We start from the raw sequence: 14,930 nt of genomic DNA, 5'->3' as shown, positions 1-14,930 counted from the left end.
GGGACCCGCGTCGACTGCCGCGCCGGCGTGTCCGGGAGTCCCGGGCGTCAGAGCGCCGTGAGGTGTCCGGGCTGCTCCGGCTGCCGCGGCACCAGGGCCGGTTCGGCCGCCGCCGTGTCCGGTTCCAGGGCCAGCACCCGGGCGACGGGGTGGTCCTCCCCGGCGTCCACCGGCTCGGGTGCGCCCTGCGGCGCGATCCGGGTGAGCAGCACCACGCCCCAGGACGCCAGGCCCGCACCGGCGAGGGCCAGCAGGACGCCGACCGGGCCGCCGTGGAGGCCCTGGCCGAGCAGGGTGAGGCCGATGACCGCGGCGGCCACCGGGTTGGCGAGGGTGACCAGGGCCAGCGGCGCGCCGAGGCCGCCGCGGTAGGCGGTCTGCGACAGCAGCAGCCCGCCGACGGCGAACGCGGCGACGAGTACGGCGACCACGATCACCTCGGTGCTCAGCGCCGGGCCCGTGCGGTCGGTGGCGGCCACGGTCACCGTCTGGGTGAGCGCGGAGGCGACGCCGGAGGCGAGACCGGACGCCGTGGCGTGCCGGAGCCCGGGCCGGGCGCCGGGCCGGGAGAGCGTGCCGATCGCGGCAGCGGCCGTACCGGCGACCGCCAGCGCCTCGGGGAGCGACAGCACCCGCGCGGGCGCCGGACCGGAGGCGGTGACGAGCATCGCGGCGAGCCCGAGCAGCGTCAGCGCCGTACCGCGCCACTCCACCGCGCTGACCCGCCGCCCGGCCGCCCGCGCGCCGAGCGGCACGGCCGCGACCAGGGTGAGCGCGCCCAGCGGCTGGACCAGGGTGAGCGGTCCGTACTTGAGGGCGACGACGTGCAGCAGCGCGGCGGCCGCGTTCAGCCCGACCGCCCACCACCAGGCGCCCGTGCCGAGCAGCCGCAGCAGGCCGGTGCCGGTGGTGCGGGAGGCGAGGCGTTCCTGGGCGACGGCGGCCAGCGCGTAGGCGACCGCGGAGACGAGGGAGAGCGCGACGGCGGCCACGGCGGCGGCGTTCATCGGCCCGCTCCCGCCAGGACGGGCTCGCGCGGCGCGAGCCGGCCGGTACCGCGCCCGGCCGCGGTGGCGGTCCGGTGCGGCGGATGGATCACCGCGAGGGCGGTGCCGAGCATGGCGGTGGCGATGATCGCGTCGAGCCAGTAGTGGTTCGCCGTGCCCACGATCACCAGCAGGGTGATCAGCGGGTGCAGCAGCCACAGCCAGCGCCACCGGGACCGGATGGCCGCGATCAGGCCGACGGCCACCATCAGCGCCCAGCCGAAGTGCAGCGAGGGCATCGCCGCGAACTGGTTGGACAGATGGTCGCTGGAGGGCGGGCCGTACACGTCCGGGCCGTAGACCCGCGCGGTGTCCACCAGGCCGGTGCCGGTCAGCATCCGCGGCGGCGCCAGCGGGAACGTGAACGGCAGCACCAGCGCGGCCGTGGTGACGACCGCGAGGACCCGGCGGGCCCACACGTAGTGCGCGGGGCGCCTGAGGTACAGCCAGACCAGGAAGGCCAGCGTCGCCGGGAAGTGGACGGTGGCGTAGTAGGTGTTGGCGAGGTGGACCAGGGTGGTGCCGTGCAGCAGCGGGGACTGCACCGCGTTCTCGTGCGGCAGGCCGAGGGTCCGCTCCAGGTGCCACACCCGGTGGGCGTTGCGCAGGGCCTCGGCGGTGTGGCCCGTGGCCAGCTGGCGGCCGAGCTTGTAGACGAGGAAGAGCCCCGCGACCAGCAGAAGCTCACGTATGAGTGCGGGGCGCGCGGTCGTGTGCCGCGGCTCCGGCGCCGCCTCTGCAGGCGCGGTTCGGGCAGTCATCCCCCGGCCCCTTCGCTGACGGTGGTGCGTGTGTGGTGCGGACGAACCCCCGCCCTGGGCCGGGGTTCTTCGATACGTCCTCGTACCGATACGACAGTGTACCGATACGCCAGTGTACCGATACGGTCGAGTACCGGTACACTGGCGTATCGGTTGATGTGCGACACACTGGAGCCACAGGCTCCACAGCCCGGTTCGAGCCCTGCTCGAACCGGGCTTGAGTGGGCCGTGCCGAAGTCACCGCCGGACACGAGTGAGGGGAAGCAGCGCATGACGTCGCAGGCCGCGGAGGGACCGGAGACGGTCGTCGCCTCGCGCCGCTCCAAGATCACGCCCGAGCGTGAGCGGGAGTTCTTCGACGCCGTGCTGGACCAGATCCGCGAGTGCGGTTACGAGTCCGTCACCATGGAGGGCGTCGCCGCCACCACCCGGTGCAGCAAGTCCACGCTGTACCGGCAGTGGAAGACCAAGCCCCAGTTCGTCGCCGCCGCGCTGCGCGCCAGCCGCCGGGTGCGGTTCGCCGGCATCGACACCGGATCGCTCGCCGAGGACCTGCGCCGGGCCGCGCGGGCCGCGGGGGACTGGTCCGGCAAGGACACCAAGCTGCTGCAGGCCCTGGGGCCCGCGGTGACCGCCGACCACGAACTGGCCCAGGCGCTGCGCGAGGCGCTGGTGAACCCGGAGATCGCGGCGCTGCAGGAGATCCTCGCGCGCGGCGTCGAGCGGGGCGAGATCAGGGCCGGTCATCCGGCGCTGGAGTTCGTCCCGGCCATGATGTTCGGCGTGCTGCGCGTACGGCCGGTGCTCTGCGGCGAGTACGCCGACTCCGACTATCTGAGCCGGTTCGTCGAGGCCGTCGTGCTGCCCGCGCTCGGACTGGCCGAAGGGCCGCCCGGCGACGAGCACTGACCCGAGCCCAGGCCGCCGTTCAGGGGATGACGGAACGGTGACCTGTCCGCGCCGCACCGTGGGGACGGGGGCGGCGCGCACCGCCGGCCGGGTGGGGCACCCCTTGAGCGGAGGGGTGCCCCGCCCGGCCGCACACGTCCGGGCGCGGCCCGCCCGGGCCGGCGGTCAGACGTCCTGGCCGCTGCCGCCGGCGGAGGAGACCTTGATCCCCTTGAGGATCTCGTCGACGACCGACGTCTTCTGTCCGACGTCGATGCCGAACCGCACCACCACCATCTGCTGGGCGTCGTTCGGCGAGGGGAAGGCGACGGACTCCACATAGCCGTCGGCGCCCTTGCTGGTGACCGCCTTCCAGCGCACCATGTACCCCTTCTGCCCGGCCACCGTCACCGCGCCGGAGCCCAGCACCTGGTGCGAGGTGATGCCGCCGTAGACCTTGCCGCCGTAGGACTCCTCGGCGTTGGCCGCGATGTCCGCCTTGGCGACCTCCTCGGCCGTGTCGCCCTTCGTGCCCACCGCCTGCGCCGGGGTCGAGTAGGCGCCGCCGGGGGTGCAGGTCTGTGCGGAGTCGCCCGGGCACTTGTAGGAGTCGTCGGAGGTCACCTGGGCGCCGGCGCGGAACGTCTGCCCGGTCCAGCCCTTCGGCACCGGCAGGCTGATGCCGTCGACCGGGTCCGGCACCGTGCCGCCGCCCGGCACCTTGGGCGCCTCGGACTGGTCCGGCGACGGCGAGGCGCCGCCCGAGCCCCCCGGACCCTCCGTGCCGCCGGACCCGCCCTGGCCGCCGAAGCCGCCGCCCGGCCCGCCCTGGCCGCCGTTCGGTCCGCCCGCCGCTCCCTGCCGGGAACCGGCCTGGTCGGCGCCGGTGCCGGGGTCCTTGGTGAGGGCCCACACGCCGACTCCGATGCACGCCAGCACCGCGGCCGCCGCCGCCACGGCTATGCCCGTGCGCACCCCGCGCCGCGGCCCGGCCGGGGGCGGCGCGGGATACGGCGGATACGCCGGGTAACCGGGCTGCCCGCCGTACGCCGGCGCGGCCTGCCGGGCCGGCTGCGGATCCCCCACCGGGGGCTGCGGCGGGGGACCCCAGACGGCGGCCGTGCCCGCGGGGCGGGTCCGGTCCGTCCAGGCATTGCCGTCCCACCAGCGCTCGGTGGGCGGGCCGTCGTTCGTCTGCCCGGGGTCGGGGTACCACCCGGGAGGAGTCACCTGCGTCATGACCCCACCGTATGAGGCGTCGGTGAAAGCGGGATGAGAGGATCCGCCGCCAAACCACCGGACCGGACATTTCACCACCGGTTTTTTTCTCCGTGCCGCTCCGGACCGGCGCCCGGCCCGCCCGGACGTCGCCCGTGCGCACCCGCTTTCACCCTCCGGGGCACCACCTGCCCCGTGCGGCCGCCACGTGTCCCACCGGACGGCTACGCTCGGCGTGTACGTCATCCGGGCGACCTGGGGAGGGAACGGCATGACGGAGGGACGGCCGCCGGCGGCTGCCTCGGCTTCCCTGTGGGAGCGGGACGCGGAACTCGCCACCGTCACGCGGGCACTGGACCTCCTGTGCGCCGACCGGTCGTCCGCGGGCGAGCTGCTGGTCTTCCGCGGCGAGGCGGGCATCGGCAAGACCGCCCTGCTGGCCGAGATCCGCCGCGTCGCCGAACGCCGCGGCTGCACCGTGTGGTCCGCGCGAGGCGCCGAGACCCTGCGGTCGGTCCCGTTCAACGTCGTACGACAGCTGCTCCAGCCCGCCCTGCTGTCCTTACTGCCCGAGGAGGCCCGCGAGTACCTCGGCGACTGGTACGACATCGCCGGCCCCGCGCTGGGCATAGCGCTCCCGCAGGAGGCCAGCGTCGACCCGCAGTACGTGTGCGACGGCCTCGTCGCCGCGGTACGCCGGCTCGCCCGCCGCGAATGGCCGCTGGTGCTGCTGATCGACGACGCGCACTGGGCCGACCAGGAGACCCTGCGCTGGCTCGCCGCCTTCGCCGAGCGCCTGGACGACCTGTCCGTCCTCGTCGTCGTCGCCCGCCGCCCCGGCGGGACCGGCGGCGACAGCGCCCGCCACCTCGACGCGGTGGCCGCCGCGGCGGGCCGCCCCGTCGGCAACCTCAAGGCCCTCACCCCCGACGCCGCCGCCGGACTCACCCGCGCCGCCCTCGGCCGGGCCGCCGACGACGCCTTCTGCCGCGAGGTCTGGGCCGTCACCGCCGGCAACCCCTACGAGACCACCGAACTCCTCGCCAAGGTGCGGGACAGCGAGCTGCAGCCGGTCGAGGCGAGAGCCGGTGAACTGCGCGCTCTCAACCGCGCCGCGCGCGGCGGCGGAATCGTCGACCGGATCAAGCAACTCGGCCTGGAGGCCACCCAGTTCGCCTGGGCGGCCGCCATCCTCGGCACCGGCATCACCGCCGGCACGGTCGCCCGCCTCGCCACCATGGAGGAGCCCGTCGCCCGGCACTGCGCCGAACTGCTCTGCGCCGCCCGCATCCTCACCGCGCCCGACCCCGCGGCCGGCGGCGAACACGAGGACGGCGAGCTGGAGTTCGTCCACCCGCTCATCGCCAGCGCGGTCTACGACTCCATCCCGTCCGGTGTGTGCACCGCCATGCACGGCGTCGCCGCCCAGCTCATCACCGAGCTGGGACGCGGCGCCGCCCAGGCCGCCCGGCACCTGCTGAAGGTCCACCCCGACGGCGACGAGGAACTCGTCGAGCAGCTGCGCGAGGCCGCCCGCGAACACCTCGCCGTCGGCGCCCCCGACGCCGCCCGCACCTGCCTCGAACGCGCCCTGCGGGAACCCCCGCTGCCCGAGGTCCAGCCGCACGTCCTGTACGAACTGGGCTGCGCCACCCTGCTCACCGCGCCCGCCGTCACCGTCGAACACCTCCGGCACGCCCTCGGCATGCCCGGCCTCGGCCCCGAACGCCGGGTCGACGCGGTGGTCCGGCTCTCCCAGGCGCTGCTCCACAACGACCAGCTGGAAGAGGCCGTCCGCACGGTCGAGGCCGAGGCCGCCCGGCACCGGCCGGGTCCCGTTCGGATGCGGCTGCAGGCCGTGCAGTTCATGTGGGAGGCCATCCACGGCGAGACCGTCTCCCCGGCCCGCTCCCGGCGCCTGGCCGAACTCGCGCGCACCTGCACCGGCCGCGACAACTCCGAACGCGCGCTGCTCGTCCTGCGCGGCTTCGACGCCATGGCCCACGGCGAGAGCGCCGAGGAGGTCCTGGACCTGTGCGACCGCACCCTCGTCAACGGCCGGCTCGCCCCCGGCCTCGGCTGGACCGACCCCGAGTGGGGCATCGAGCTGCTGATGATGCTCGGCAGCGCGTACGCCTACGCCGACCGGCTGGACCGCGCCGAGAGCCTGTTCGCCGAGGCCCTGCGCGTCTACACCACGGCCGGCTGGCGCGGCGGCCACCTCTCCCTCGCCAACGCCTTCCTCGGGCTCGCCTACCGCAGGCAGGGCCGGCTGCGCGACGCCGAGTCCACCCTGCGCGAGGCCCTCGCCCTCGCCGAACGCGTCGGCCGCCGCCTGCCGCTGTACTGGTCGGCGACCTGCGGACTGGTCGACACCCTGCTCGCCCGCGGCCGTACCGACGAGGCCTGGTCGATCGCCGAGCAGTACGGCTTCGCACCGCCCTACCCGTCCACGATCGTGCTGCCCGACATCCGCTGTGTGCGCGGCCGGCTGCTGCTCGCGGTCGGCCGCACCGAGGACGGCATCCACGAACTGGAGGCCGCCGAGAAGACCGCGGCCTCACGCGGCGGCCACAACCCGGTCCTGTCCCCGTGGTCCGTCGACCTCGCCAAGGCCCTCGCCGGACAGCACCCCGAGCGCGCCGCCCACCTCGCGGCAGAAGCCCGCCGGCAGGCCGAACGCTTCGGCACGGACACCGCCATCGGCGAGGCCCTGCGCTGCGCCGCCGCCCTGGAGACCGGCAGCCGCGCGGTCGAGCTCGCCGCCCGGGCCGTCGCCCACCTGGAGGCCTCACCCTGCCAGTACGAACACGCGGCGGCCCGCGTGGAGTACGGCATCGCCGCCCGTTCCGGCACCGAACTGCGCCGGGGCCTCGACCTCGCCCGGGCCTGCGGCGCGGACGGACTCGCGGCCCGCGCGCGACAGGCACTGGAGACGGCACGCGGGCTGCGGTAGACGGACGGCGGTTCCGCCGCCGGTGTGCGCGGGCCTCACACCGTCAGCAGCTGCTCCGTGACCGCCGCCAGCCGCCGCCGCACCTGAGGGTCGTACGCCTCCTCGTGCGCACGTGCCCGCCGCGTCCCGTCGAAGTAGCCCCCGCTGCCCAGGTCCTGCGTGGCCAGCGCCAGGACGCCGGGCGCGCCGTCGGAGACCGGGTTCCACGGGGCGATCCCGCTCTCGCGGACCATCGCGGTGTCCATGAAGGTGGCCGGGTGCAGGACGTTCACCGAGACGCCGCTGCCGGCGAGTTCCTCGGCGAGGGCGAAGGTGTGCGCGGCGAGGGCGAACTTGCTGCGGCAGTACGCCGACATCCCGCTGTAGCCGCGGGTGAGTTCCGGGTCGGCGAAGTCGAGGGGTTCCTGGCCGGCCGAGCCGACGTTCACGATCCGGGCCGGTGCGCCTGCCCGCAGGACCGGCAGCAGGGACCGGGTGAGGACGACGGGCGCGAGGTAGTTCACGGCGAGCCGCAGCTCGTGCCCGTCGGCGCTCAGCTCCCGCCCGGAGCCGGGTGTGCCGCCGCCCACACCCGCGTTGTTGATCAGCACGTCGAGGTCCGGGCGGGCCTCGGCGACCCGCGCGCCCAGCTCGCGCACCTCGGCCAGCCACGCCAGGTCGGCGACGAACCCCTCGGCCTCGCCCTCGGTGCGCAGCTCCGCGACCAGCCGCTCGGTGCGGTCCCGGTCCCGGCCGTGGGCGAGCACGGCATGGCCGGAACGGACCAGTTCGAAGGCGACGTACCGGCCGAGCCCGGAGGTGGCGCCGGTGATCAGGATGGTGGACATGCCGCCACCCTAGGCACGGGCCGGCGCCGCGAGGGAGGTGCTGCCGAAGCTACGACCGGCAGGGTCACACTCCTTCGCCGTCCTCCTCGGCGAGCACCCGCTGGGCCGTCGCGAACGCCGAGTTGGCGGCCGGCACCCCGCAGTACACGGCGGTCTGCAGCAGCACCGCGCCGATCTCCTCCGGCGTGAGCCCGTTGCGCCGCGCCGCGCGGACGTGCATCGCCAGCTCGTCGTAGTGCCCGTGGGCGACCAGCGCGGTCAGCGTGATCATGCTGCGTTCGCGCCGGGACAGCGTCGGATCGGTCCAGATCTCGCCCCAGGCGTAGCGGGAGATGAGGTCCTGGAAGCGGGCGGTGAACGGGGTCTGCCGGGCCTGCGCCCGGTCCACGTGCGCGTCGCCCAGCACCTCGCGGCGCACCGCCATCCCGACGGCCGGCGGCCCGTCGAGCTGGCTGCGCAGCGCGGCCAGCACGTCACGCGGGCACTCGGCGGGCGCGAGATGGGAGGCGCCGGGCAGCTCCACGAGCGTCGCGCCGGGCACCGCGTCGGCGATCTCCCGCAGATGCCCGGGCGGCGTCGCGGGATCCTGCTTGCCCGCCACCAGGAGCGTCGGTACGGCGATGGCACCGAGCCGGTCCCGCAGGTCGAACGCGGCGAGCGCGTCGCAGCAGGCGGCGTACGCCTCCGGGTCGGCCTCGCGGTGGTCCCGGACCAGCCGCGGCACGGTGAACCCGGGAGTGAACCAGCGGGCGTCGGCGCTCTGAGCCAGCCACTCCATGCCCTCCCGGCGCACCCGCTGCGCCCGCTCCCGCCAGGGCGTCTCGCCGCCGAAGTGGGCGGAGGAACAGATGGCCGCGAGCGAGGTCAGCCGGTCGGGGTGGTGCACGGCCAGGTGCAGGCCGACCGCGCCGCCGAGGGAGACGCCCGCGTAGGCGAACCGGTCGATGCCGAGCGCGTCGGCGAGATCCAGCACCAGCGCGGCGAGGTCGGCGACGGTGGCGCCCGGCCCGATCAGCTCCGGCGCGCTGCCGCCGTGCCCGGGCAGGTCCCAGCGCACCACGCGGTGACGGGCCGACAGTTCCGGGGCGAGCGCGTCCCACAGGGCGTACGAGGTGCCGAGCGAGGGCCCGAGCAGCAGCGCGGGCGCCGAAGCCGGGCCTTCCGTCCGGTGGTTGAGGAGTTTCTCGGTCAACGTCGCTCCAGGGCACGGTCGGTGAGGGCACCGGCGAAACCGGTGTAGCGGGCGGGGTCGGTCAGCTCGGCCAGGTCCAGATCCAGGTCCTTCACCTCGGGCTCCTCCGCGAGGAGTTCGCCGAGCGAGCGGTGCTCGGCGTGGGTGCGGCGGGCGAGCGTGGTCAGCAGCTCCTTGGCCCGGGCGCGGCCGAGCCGGGGCGCCAGGACGGCGGACAGCCGCTCGGAGACGATCAGTCCACGGGTCAGGTCCAGATCGCGGCGCATGGCGTCGGCGTGCACCTCGAGGCCCGCGGCGAGTCCGGCCGCGTCGCGTGCAGCGCCGCCGGTCAGCCGGAGCAGGTCGCGCAGCGGCTCCCACTCGGCGTGCCAGGCCCCGGCCGGTCGTTCGTCCCCGGCGGCGACACAGCCGTACAGGGTGGCCGCGAGCTGGGGGGCGCGCCGGGCCGCGGCCGAAAGGAGGGTGGAGCGCACGGGGTTGGCCTTGTGCGGCATGGCGGACGAGCCGCCGCCGCTGCCCTCGGTCACCTCGCCGATCTCGGTGCGCGACAGGGTCAGCACGTCCTCGCCGATCCTGCCCAGGGCGCCCGCGGTGAACGCCAGGCAGCCGGCCAGGTCGGCGATCGGGGTGCGCAGGGTGTGCCAGGGCAACCGCGGTGCGGCCAGGCCGGTTTCACGGGCGTACGCCGCCGTCAGCGCGGCCGGGTCCTGGGCGCCGTACGCCTGGAAGGCCGCCAGTGTCCCGGCGGCGCCGCCGAGTTGGGCGGGCAGCTCCTCGCGTACCGCCGTGACGCGGTCCCGGGCGTCCAGTACCAGCGACCGCCAGCCGGCCGCCTTCAGGCCGAAGGTCGTCGGCACCGCGTGCTGGGTGAGGGTGCGGCCCGGCATCGGCGTGTCCCGGTGCGCGGCGGCCAGGTCCGCCAGCGCGCGCCCGGTGCGGTCGAGGTCGGCGCGGAGCAGGTCCAGGGTGCGCGCGGCGACCAGCATCAGCGCGGTGTCCAGGATGTCCTGGCTGGTCGCGCCCCGGTGCACATACTGGCCGTACGGCTCGCCCACGGCGGCGGTGAGATCGGCGACGAGCGGGATGACCGGGTTGCCGCCGGCGCGGGCGCGTTCGGCGAGGGAGCGCACGTCGAAGCGGGCGGGGTCGGCGGCCCGGGTCACCGCCTCGGCGGCCTCGGCCGGGGCGAGGCCGAGCGCGGCCTGGGCCCGGGTCAGGGCGGCCTCGGCGTCCAGCATGGCCCGCAGGCCCGCGCTGTCGCCGGTCGCGTCGGCGGCGGGGGAGCCGGCCCACCCGGGGGCGAGCAGGCCGGTGTCGCCGTCCCTGTGGTCTGGGGGCACCGCCCGCCCGAAGGGTGGGGGAGTCACTGGTACTCCAGGAAGACCGTCTCGCCTTCGCCCTGAAGGCGGATGTCGAAACGGTAGGCGGCCGGACCCTCCTCGGCGGCGATCAGCGTGTCGCGCCGCTCGCCCACCCGGGTGAGCAGCGGGTCGGCGGCGAGCGCGGCCTCGTCGCCCGGCAGATAGATCCGGGTGAACAGGTGCACGAGCAGGCCGCGGGCGAACACGCAGACACTGAGGTACGGCGCGCCCCGGCCGCGGACCCCGGGGCGCAGGGTGCGGGCGTACCAGTGGCCGTCGGCGTCGGTCTGGATCCGGCCCCAGCCGGTGAACTCCACGCCGTTGCGGCCGAGATAGCCGCCGGTAGCCGGATCGCGCCGGATGGAGCCGTCCACCTGCGGGACCGTGCCGTCGGGGCGCGGACCCCACAGCTCGACGAGCGCGTCCGGCAGCGGCTCACCCGCGCCGTCGAGGACGTACCCGTGCACGGTGATCGTGTCCGGGTGTCCGAGCGGGGCGATCTCCTCGCCGCCGCGGAAGGGCAGGGCGTAGCCGTAGAAGGGGCCGACCGTGTGGGACGGGGTGGGCAGCACCTGCTCCGGGCTGCTCGTGTCGATCTTCGTCATGGCGGTCAGCGTCCTTCTTCGATCCAGGTGGCGGCCGGGCCGTCCAGCACGATGTCCCAGTGGTAGCCGAGGGAGAACTCCGGCACCGACAGACCGTGGTCGTAGGTGGCGACCAGCCGTTGCCGGGCCGAGTCGTCCGTCACCGACTGCAGGATCGGGTCGTACGGGAACAGCGGGTCGTTCGGGAAGTACATCTGCGTCACCAGCCGCTGGGTGAACGCCGTGCCGAACACCGAGAAGTGGATGTGCGCCGGGCGCCAGGCGTTCACATGGTTGCGCCACGGGTAGGGTCCGGGCTGGATGGTGGTGAAGTGGTAGCGGCCCTCGGCGTCGGTGACGGTGCGGCCGAAGCCGGTGAAGTTCGGGTCCAGCGGGGCGTCGTGCTGTTCGCGCTGGTGGGCGTAGCGGCCGGCCGAGTTGGCCTGCCAGATCTCGATCAGCTGACCGCGCACCGGGCGCCCGTCGCGGTCGAGCAGCCGCCCGGAGACGGTGATCCGCTCGCCGACCGGTTCGCCGCGGTGGTGCCGGGTGAGGTCGTTGTCGATCCCGGTGATGTCGCGCTCCCCGAAGGCGGGGGAGTGCAGCTCCACCATCTCCGGGTCCTGGGCGGTGTCGATGGCGACCAGCGGCTGCTTGGGGTGGCGCAGCACCGAGGAGCGGTACGGCGCGTAGTCGCGGCGCGGGTGGTGCTCGACGGGCGCGCCGTCGGCGACGCGCTTCTCGTACGCCGCGTGCTCGGCGGCGATCTCCTGGTCGATGTCCTGCTGGGTGAGCGTCATGGCGAGTCCTAGGGGTCAGCGTTCGAGGACGAGGGCGAGGCCCTGGCCCACGCCGATGCAGAGGGTGGCCACACCGGTGCCGGAGCCGCGGCGGGCGAGCTGGTGGGCGACCGTGCCGGCGAGGCGGGCACCGGAGGCGCCGAGGGGGTGGCCGAGCGCGATGGCGCCGCCCTGGGGGTTGAGGACCACCGGGTCGAACTCGGGCCACTCGGCCAGGCAGCCCAGCACCTGGGCGGCGAAGGCCTCGTTCAGCTCCAGCACGTCCAGGTCGGCGAAGGTCCGGCCGGCCCGGGCGAGGGCGCGGTTGACGGCTTCGACGGGGGCGAGCCCGAAGTAGTGCGGGTCGACGGCGTGGATGCCGGTCGCGGAGATCCGGGCCAGCGGTTCCCGGCCGGTGGCCTTCAGGCCCTCCTCGTCGGTGAGCAGCAGGGCGGCGGCGCCGTCGTTGAGCGGAGAGGCGTTCCCGGCGGTCACTGTGCCGTTCTCGGTGCGGAAGGACGGCATGAGCCGGGCCATCGCGGCGAGCGAGGCGTCGGGCCGTACGGACTCGTCCTCGGTGAACAGCTCGGGCTCGCCCTTGCGCCGCGGGACGGGCACGGGCACCGACTCGGCGTCGAACAGGCCCTGTTCGCGGGCGGCGGCCGCCTTGCGGTGGGAGGCGAGGGCGAACTCGTCCTGCTGCTCGCGGGTGATCTTGTGCTTGTCGGCGATCAGTTCCGCCGACTCGCCCAGCGGGACGGTCCACTGCGGGTCCATCCGGGGGTTGACCATGCGCCAGCCGAGGGTCGTGGAGTACAGCTCGGCGTGCCCGGCCGGGAACGGGCGGTCGGACTTGGGCAGCACGTAGGGGGCGCGGGTCATGGACTCCACGCCGCCCGCCACGGCGATGTGCGCGTCGCCGACGGCGATGGCGCGGGCCGCCTGGACCACCGCTTCCAGACCGGAGGCGCACAGCCGGTTGACGGTGACGCCGGGCACGGAGGTGGGCAGGCCGGCCAGCAGGGCGGCCATGCGGGCCACGTTGCGGTTCTCCTCGCCGGCGCCGTTGGCGTTGCCGAGGTACACGTCCCCGATCCGGGCCGGGTCCAGGTCCGGGGTGCGGGCGAGGAGTTCCCGGATCGTGTGGGCGGCGAGGTCGTCGGGGCGTACGGAGGCGAGGGCGCCGTTGTAGCGGCCGATGGGGGTGCGGACGGCGTCGACGACGTACACCGTGTTGAGCGGGTTCACAGCAGGTCCTCGCTGATGATGAGTTCGGCGTCGGTGCGGGCGACGACGTCGTCGGCGGTGACGCCCGGCGCGCACTCGGCCAGGGCGAGCCCCTGCTCGGTGACGTCCAGCACCGCGAGATCGGTGATGATCCGGTTCACACACGCTTTGCCCGTGAGCGGCAGCGTGCACTCCTCGAGGATCTTCGGGGAGCCGTCCTTCGCGGTGTGCGTCATCACGACGATCACCTGCCGGGCGCCGTGCACGAGGTCCATCGCGCCGCCGATCCCGGTGACCAGCTTGCCCGGCACCGCCCAGTTGGCGAGATCGCCGCCGGCGGACACCTGCATCGCGCCGAGCACGGCCACGTCGATGTGCCCGCCCCGGATCATCGCGAAGGACAGCGCCGAGTCGAAGAAGGACGCGCCCGGCAGCACCGTGACGGTCTCCTTGCCCGCGTTGATCAGATCCGGGTCGATCTGGTCGTCGGCGGGGTAGGGGCCGGTGCCCAGGATGCCGTTCTCGCTCTCCAGGACGACCTCGACGCCCTCGGGGAGGTGGTTGGGGATCAGCGTGGGCAGGCCGATGCCGAGGTTGACGTACTGGCCGTCCCGCAGCTCCCGCGCCGCCCGCGCGGCCATCTGTTCGCGTGTCCAGGTCATCAGCCGCTCACCGTCCGCCGCTCGATCTTCTTGTCCGCCGCCTGCTCGGGGGTGAGGGCGACCACCCGCTGCACGAAGATGCCCGGCAGATGCACCGCGTCCGGGTCGATCACGCCGGGCTCGACCAGTTCCTCGACCTCGGCGACGGTGATCCGCCCGGCCATCGCGGCCAGCGGGTTGAAGTTCCGGCTGGACTTGCTGAAGACGAGGTTGCCGTGCCGGTCCCCGCGCGCCGCGCGGACCAGCGCGAAGTCCGTGCGGATGGCGCGTTCGAGGACGTACTCGGTGCCGTCGAACTCCCGCACCTCCTTCGCCGGCGAGGCCAGCGCGACCCCGCCGGAGCCGTCATACCGCCAGGGCAGTCCGCCCTCGGCGACCTGCGTACCCACTCCGGCCGGCGTGTAGAACGCGGGGATCCCGGCGCCGCCCGCCCGCAGCCGCTCGGCCAGCGTGCCCTGCGGGATCAGCTCGACCTCGAGCTCCCCGGCCAGGTACTGGCGGGCGAACTCCTTGTTGGCGCCGATGTAGGAGCCGGTCACGCGGGCGATCCGGCCCGCGGCCAGCAGCACCGCGAGGCCGGTGTCCATGGCCCCGCAGTTGTTGGAGACGACCGAGAGAGAGCCGACTCCGCGCTCGTACAACGCCTGGATCAGCACGTTCGGCACGCCGCTCAGCCCGAACCCGCCGACGGCGAGGGACGCGCCGTCCGGCACGTCGGCCACCGCCTCAGCGGCCGTGGCGACCACCTTGTCCATCCGTGAAGCCCCATCTCTTCGCAATTAATCAGGGCACTGAGTATTTCAGCGAGGTGTCCCTCACGCTGCCACCGGCGCGCGAAACCGTCAAGACCTCAGCTTTTACCGGTTTCTGCCGGGCGACATGCGGCCGGGGTGCCGGGTATTGTTCAGTGCACCTACGAATCGATCAGGGGAGTGCACATGGCCGCGGTGGACCTCACCACCCATCCCGGGCACCTGGCGCGGCGGCTGCAGCAGGCGCACTACCTGCTGTGGAACACGATGGTCTCCGAGGAGATCACCTCACCGCAGTTCGCGGTCATGAACGCGCTCGTCGCCGAGCCGGGCCTCGACCAGCGGACCGTGGGGGAGCGGGTGGGCCTGGACCGGTCGACCGTCGCCGAGGTCATCAGCCGGCTCGGCCGCCGCGGCCTGCTGCACAAGGTGCGCGACCCGCAGGACGGCCGGCGCTTCCTGCTCCGGCTCACCGACGAGGGGCTGCGCACCCACCGCAGGCTGACCGTGCGCACCGCCCGGATGAACCAGGTCTTCCTCGCGCCGCTGTCCGCCGAGGAGCAGACCGTGTTCTTCGACCTGATACGCCGGGTCGCGGACGCGGCGGAGGACCTGCGCAACCCGGCCGAGCCGCTCGCCGCGCAGAGCTGACCGGGCGGGAGCGGCAGGCCGCGCGG

14 protein-coding genes are annotated in these 14,930 nt (G+C 74.6%); 3 read left to right on the top strand and 11 right to left on the bottom strand.

All coding sequences use genetic code 11. The features are described from left to right. Positions 1-47: 47 nt before the first annotated feature. Positions 48-1,007 carry a hypothetical protein gene (locus tag ACGFZN_RS27530; protein WP_393861173.1) on the bottom strand — a complete coding sequence of 320 codons (960 nt, stop codon included), beginning with the start codon at positions 1,005-1,007 and terminating at the stop codon, positions 48-50. Next, a complete protein-coding gene (locus tag ACGFZN_RS27525; protein WP_393861172.1) occupies positions 1,004-1,807 on the bottom strand; it encodes a phosphatase PAP2 family protein in 804 nt (267 codons plus the stop codon). The genes ACGFZN_RS27530 and ACGFZN_RS27525 overlap by 4 nt, the downstream gene beginning before the upstream one ends. Before the next feature lie 270 nt (positions 1,808-2,077). Here ACGFZN_RS27525 and ACGFZN_RS27520 point away from each other — a divergent pair, with 270 nt between their 5' ends. Continuing rightward, positions 2,078-2,716, top strand: a complete 639-nt coding sequence (locus ACGFZN_RS27520; protein WP_393861171.1) for a TetR/AcrR family transcriptional regulator C-terminal ligand-binding domain-containing protein — start codon at positions 2,078-2,080, stop codon at positions 2,714-2,716. Between the two features lie 165 nt (positions 2,717-2,881). Here ACGFZN_RS27520 and ACGFZN_RS27515 read toward each other — a convergent pair whose 3' ends face one another. Then, positions 2,882-3,934, bottom strand: a complete 1,053-nt coding sequence (locus ACGFZN_RS27515; RefSeq protein ID WP_393861170.1) for a DUF2510 domain-containing protein — start codon at positions 3,932-3,934, stop codon at positions 2,882-2,884. A gap of 250 nt (positions 3,935-4,184) precedes the next feature. Between ACGFZN_RS27515 and ACGFZN_RS27510 the strand changes: the two genes are divergently transcribed. Further along, on the top strand, positions 4,185-6,869 hold the full coding sequence (locus ACGFZN_RS27510; protein ID WP_393861169.1) for an ATP-binding protein: 2,685 nt from the start codon (positions 4,185-4,187) through the stop codon (positions 6,867-6,869). A 35-nt stretch (positions 6,870-6,904) separates the two neighbouring features. Here the strand turns inward: ACGFZN_RS27510 and ACGFZN_RS27505 are convergent, their stop codons facing one another. The 8 genes from ACGFZN_RS27505 to ACGFZN_RS27470 form a co-directional block, all read right to left on the bottom strand. Continuing rightward, positions 6,905-7,696: an SDR family NAD(P)-dependent oxidoreductase gene (locus ACGFZN_RS27505; RefSeq protein WP_393861168.1), complete on the bottom strand. Its 792-nt coding sequence runs from the start codon at positions 7,694-7,696 to the stop codon at positions 6,905-6,907. A 64-nt stretch (positions 7,697-7,760) separates the two neighbouring features. After that, positions 7,761-8,888: a 3-oxoadipate enol-lactonase gene (gene pcaD, locus ACGFZN_RS27500; RefSeq protein ID WP_393861167.1), complete on the bottom strand. Its 1,128-nt coding sequence runs from the start codon at positions 8,886-8,888 to the stop codon at positions 7,761-7,763. Then, a complete protein-coding gene (pcaB, locus tag ACGFZN_RS27495; protein WP_393861166.1) occupies positions 8,885-10,255 on the bottom strand; it encodes a 3-carboxy-cis,cis-muconate cycloisomerase in 1,371 nt (456 codons plus the stop codon). The genes pcaD and pcaB overlap by 4 nt, the downstream gene beginning before the upstream one ends. Next, positions 10,252-10,854 (bottom strand): protocatechuate 3,4-dioxygenase subunit alpha, encoded by a 603-nt coding sequence (pcaG, locus tag ACGFZN_RS27490; RefSeq protein ID WP_393861165.1) that lies wholly within the window; start codon positions 10,852-10,854, stop codon positions 10,252-10,254. The genes pcaB and pcaG overlap by 4 nt, the downstream gene beginning before the upstream one ends. Before the next feature lie 5 nt (positions 10,855-10,859). Then, on the bottom strand, positions 10,860-11,633 hold the full coding sequence (pcaH, locus tag ACGFZN_RS27485; RefSeq protein ID WP_393861164.1) for a protocatechuate 3,4-dioxygenase subunit beta: 774 nt from the start codon (positions 11,631-11,633) through the stop codon (positions 10,860-10,862). Positions 11,634-11,648: 15 nt separating this feature from the next. Further along, the gene (locus ACGFZN_RS27480) at positions 11,649-12,860 is read right to left on the bottom strand and encodes a thiolase family protein (RefSeq protein WP_393861163.1); all 1,212 of its coding nucleotides are present in this window, start codon (positions 12,858-12,860) and stop codon (positions 11,649-11,651) included. After that, positions 12,857-13,501, bottom strand: a complete 645-nt coding sequence (locus tag ACGFZN_RS27475; protein ID WP_393861162.1) for a CoA transferase subunit B — start codon at positions 13,499-13,501, stop codon at positions 12,857-12,859. The genes ACGFZN_RS27480 and ACGFZN_RS27475 overlap by 4 nt, the downstream gene beginning before the upstream one ends. Beyond that, complete coding sequence (locus tag ACGFZN_RS27470) at positions 13,501-14,256, bottom strand: CoA transferase subunit A (RefSeq protein WP_393861161.1); 756 nt, start codon at positions 14,254-14,256, stop codon at positions 13,501-13,503. Before ACGFZN_RS27470 ends, ACGFZN_RS27475 begins: the two co-directional genes overlap by 1 nt. Positions 14,257-14,439: 183 nt before the next feature. Between ACGFZN_RS27470 and ACGFZN_RS27465 the strand changes: the two genes are divergently transcribed. Beyond that, positions 14,440-14,904 carry a MarR family winged helix-turn-helix transcriptional regulator gene (locus ACGFZN_RS27465; protein WP_393861160.1) on the top strand — a complete coding sequence of 155 codons (465 nt, stop codon included), beginning with the start codon at positions 14,440-14,442 and terminating at the stop codon, positions 14,902-14,904. Positions 14,905-14,930 lie beyond the last annotated feature (26 nt).

Source organism: Streptomyces sp. NPDC048192 (genome assembly GCF_043202415.1).
Lineage (GTDB): Bacteria > Actinomycetota > Actinomycetes > Streptomycetales > Streptomycetaceae > Streptomyces.
Note: the sequence above shows the minus strand (reverse complement) of the source record. Positions and strands in the feature narration are given on the sequence as shown.

Bases quoted from the DNA above. Each gene is read 5' to 3' on its own strand.
- ACGFZN_RS27515 (WP_393861170.1), bottom strand. From the start codon at position 3,934: ATGACGCAGGTGACTCCTCCCGGGTGGTACCCCGACCCCGGGCAGACG.
- ACGFZN_RS27520 (WP_393861171.1), top strand. From the start codon at position 2,078: ATGACGTCGCAGGCCGCGGAGGGACCGGAGACGGTCGTCGCCTCGCGC.
- ACGFZN_RS27470 (WP_393861161.1), bottom strand. From the start codon at position 14,256: ATGGACAAGGTGGTCGCCACGGCCGCTGAGGCGGTGGCCGACGTGCCG.
- pcaG (WP_393861165.1), bottom strand. From the start codon at position 10,854: ATGACGAAGATCGACACGAGCAGCCCGGAGCAGGTGCTGCCCACCCCG.
- ACGFZN_RS27475 (WP_393861162.1), bottom strand. From the start codon at position 13,501: ATGACCTGGACACGCGAACAGATGGCCGCGCGGGCGGCGCGGGAGCTG.
- pcaH (WP_393861164.1), bottom strand. From the start codon at position 11,633: ATGACGCTCACCCAGCAGGACATCGACCAGGAGATCGCCGCCGAGCAC.
- ACGFZN_RS27465 (WP_393861160.1), top strand. From the start codon at position 14,440: ATGGCCGCGGTGGACCTCACCACCCATCCCGGGCACCTGGCGCGGCGG.
- ACGFZN_RS27510 (WP_393861169.1), top strand. From the start codon at position 4,185: ATGACGGAGGGACGGCCGCCGGCGGCTGCCTCGGCTTCCCTGTGGGAG.
- ACGFZN_RS27505 (WP_393861168.1), bottom strand. From the start codon at position 7,696: ATGTCCACCATCCTGATCACCGGCGCCACCTCCGGGCTCGGCCGGTAC.
- ACGFZN_RS27525 (WP_393861172.1), bottom strand. From the start codon at position 1,807: ATGACTGCCCGAACCGCGCCTGCAGAGGCGGCGCCGGAGCCGCGGCAC.
- ACGFZN_RS27530 (WP_393861173.1), bottom strand. From the start codon at position 1,007: ATGAACGCCGCCGCCGTGGCCGCCGTCGCGCTCTCCCTCGTCTCCGCG.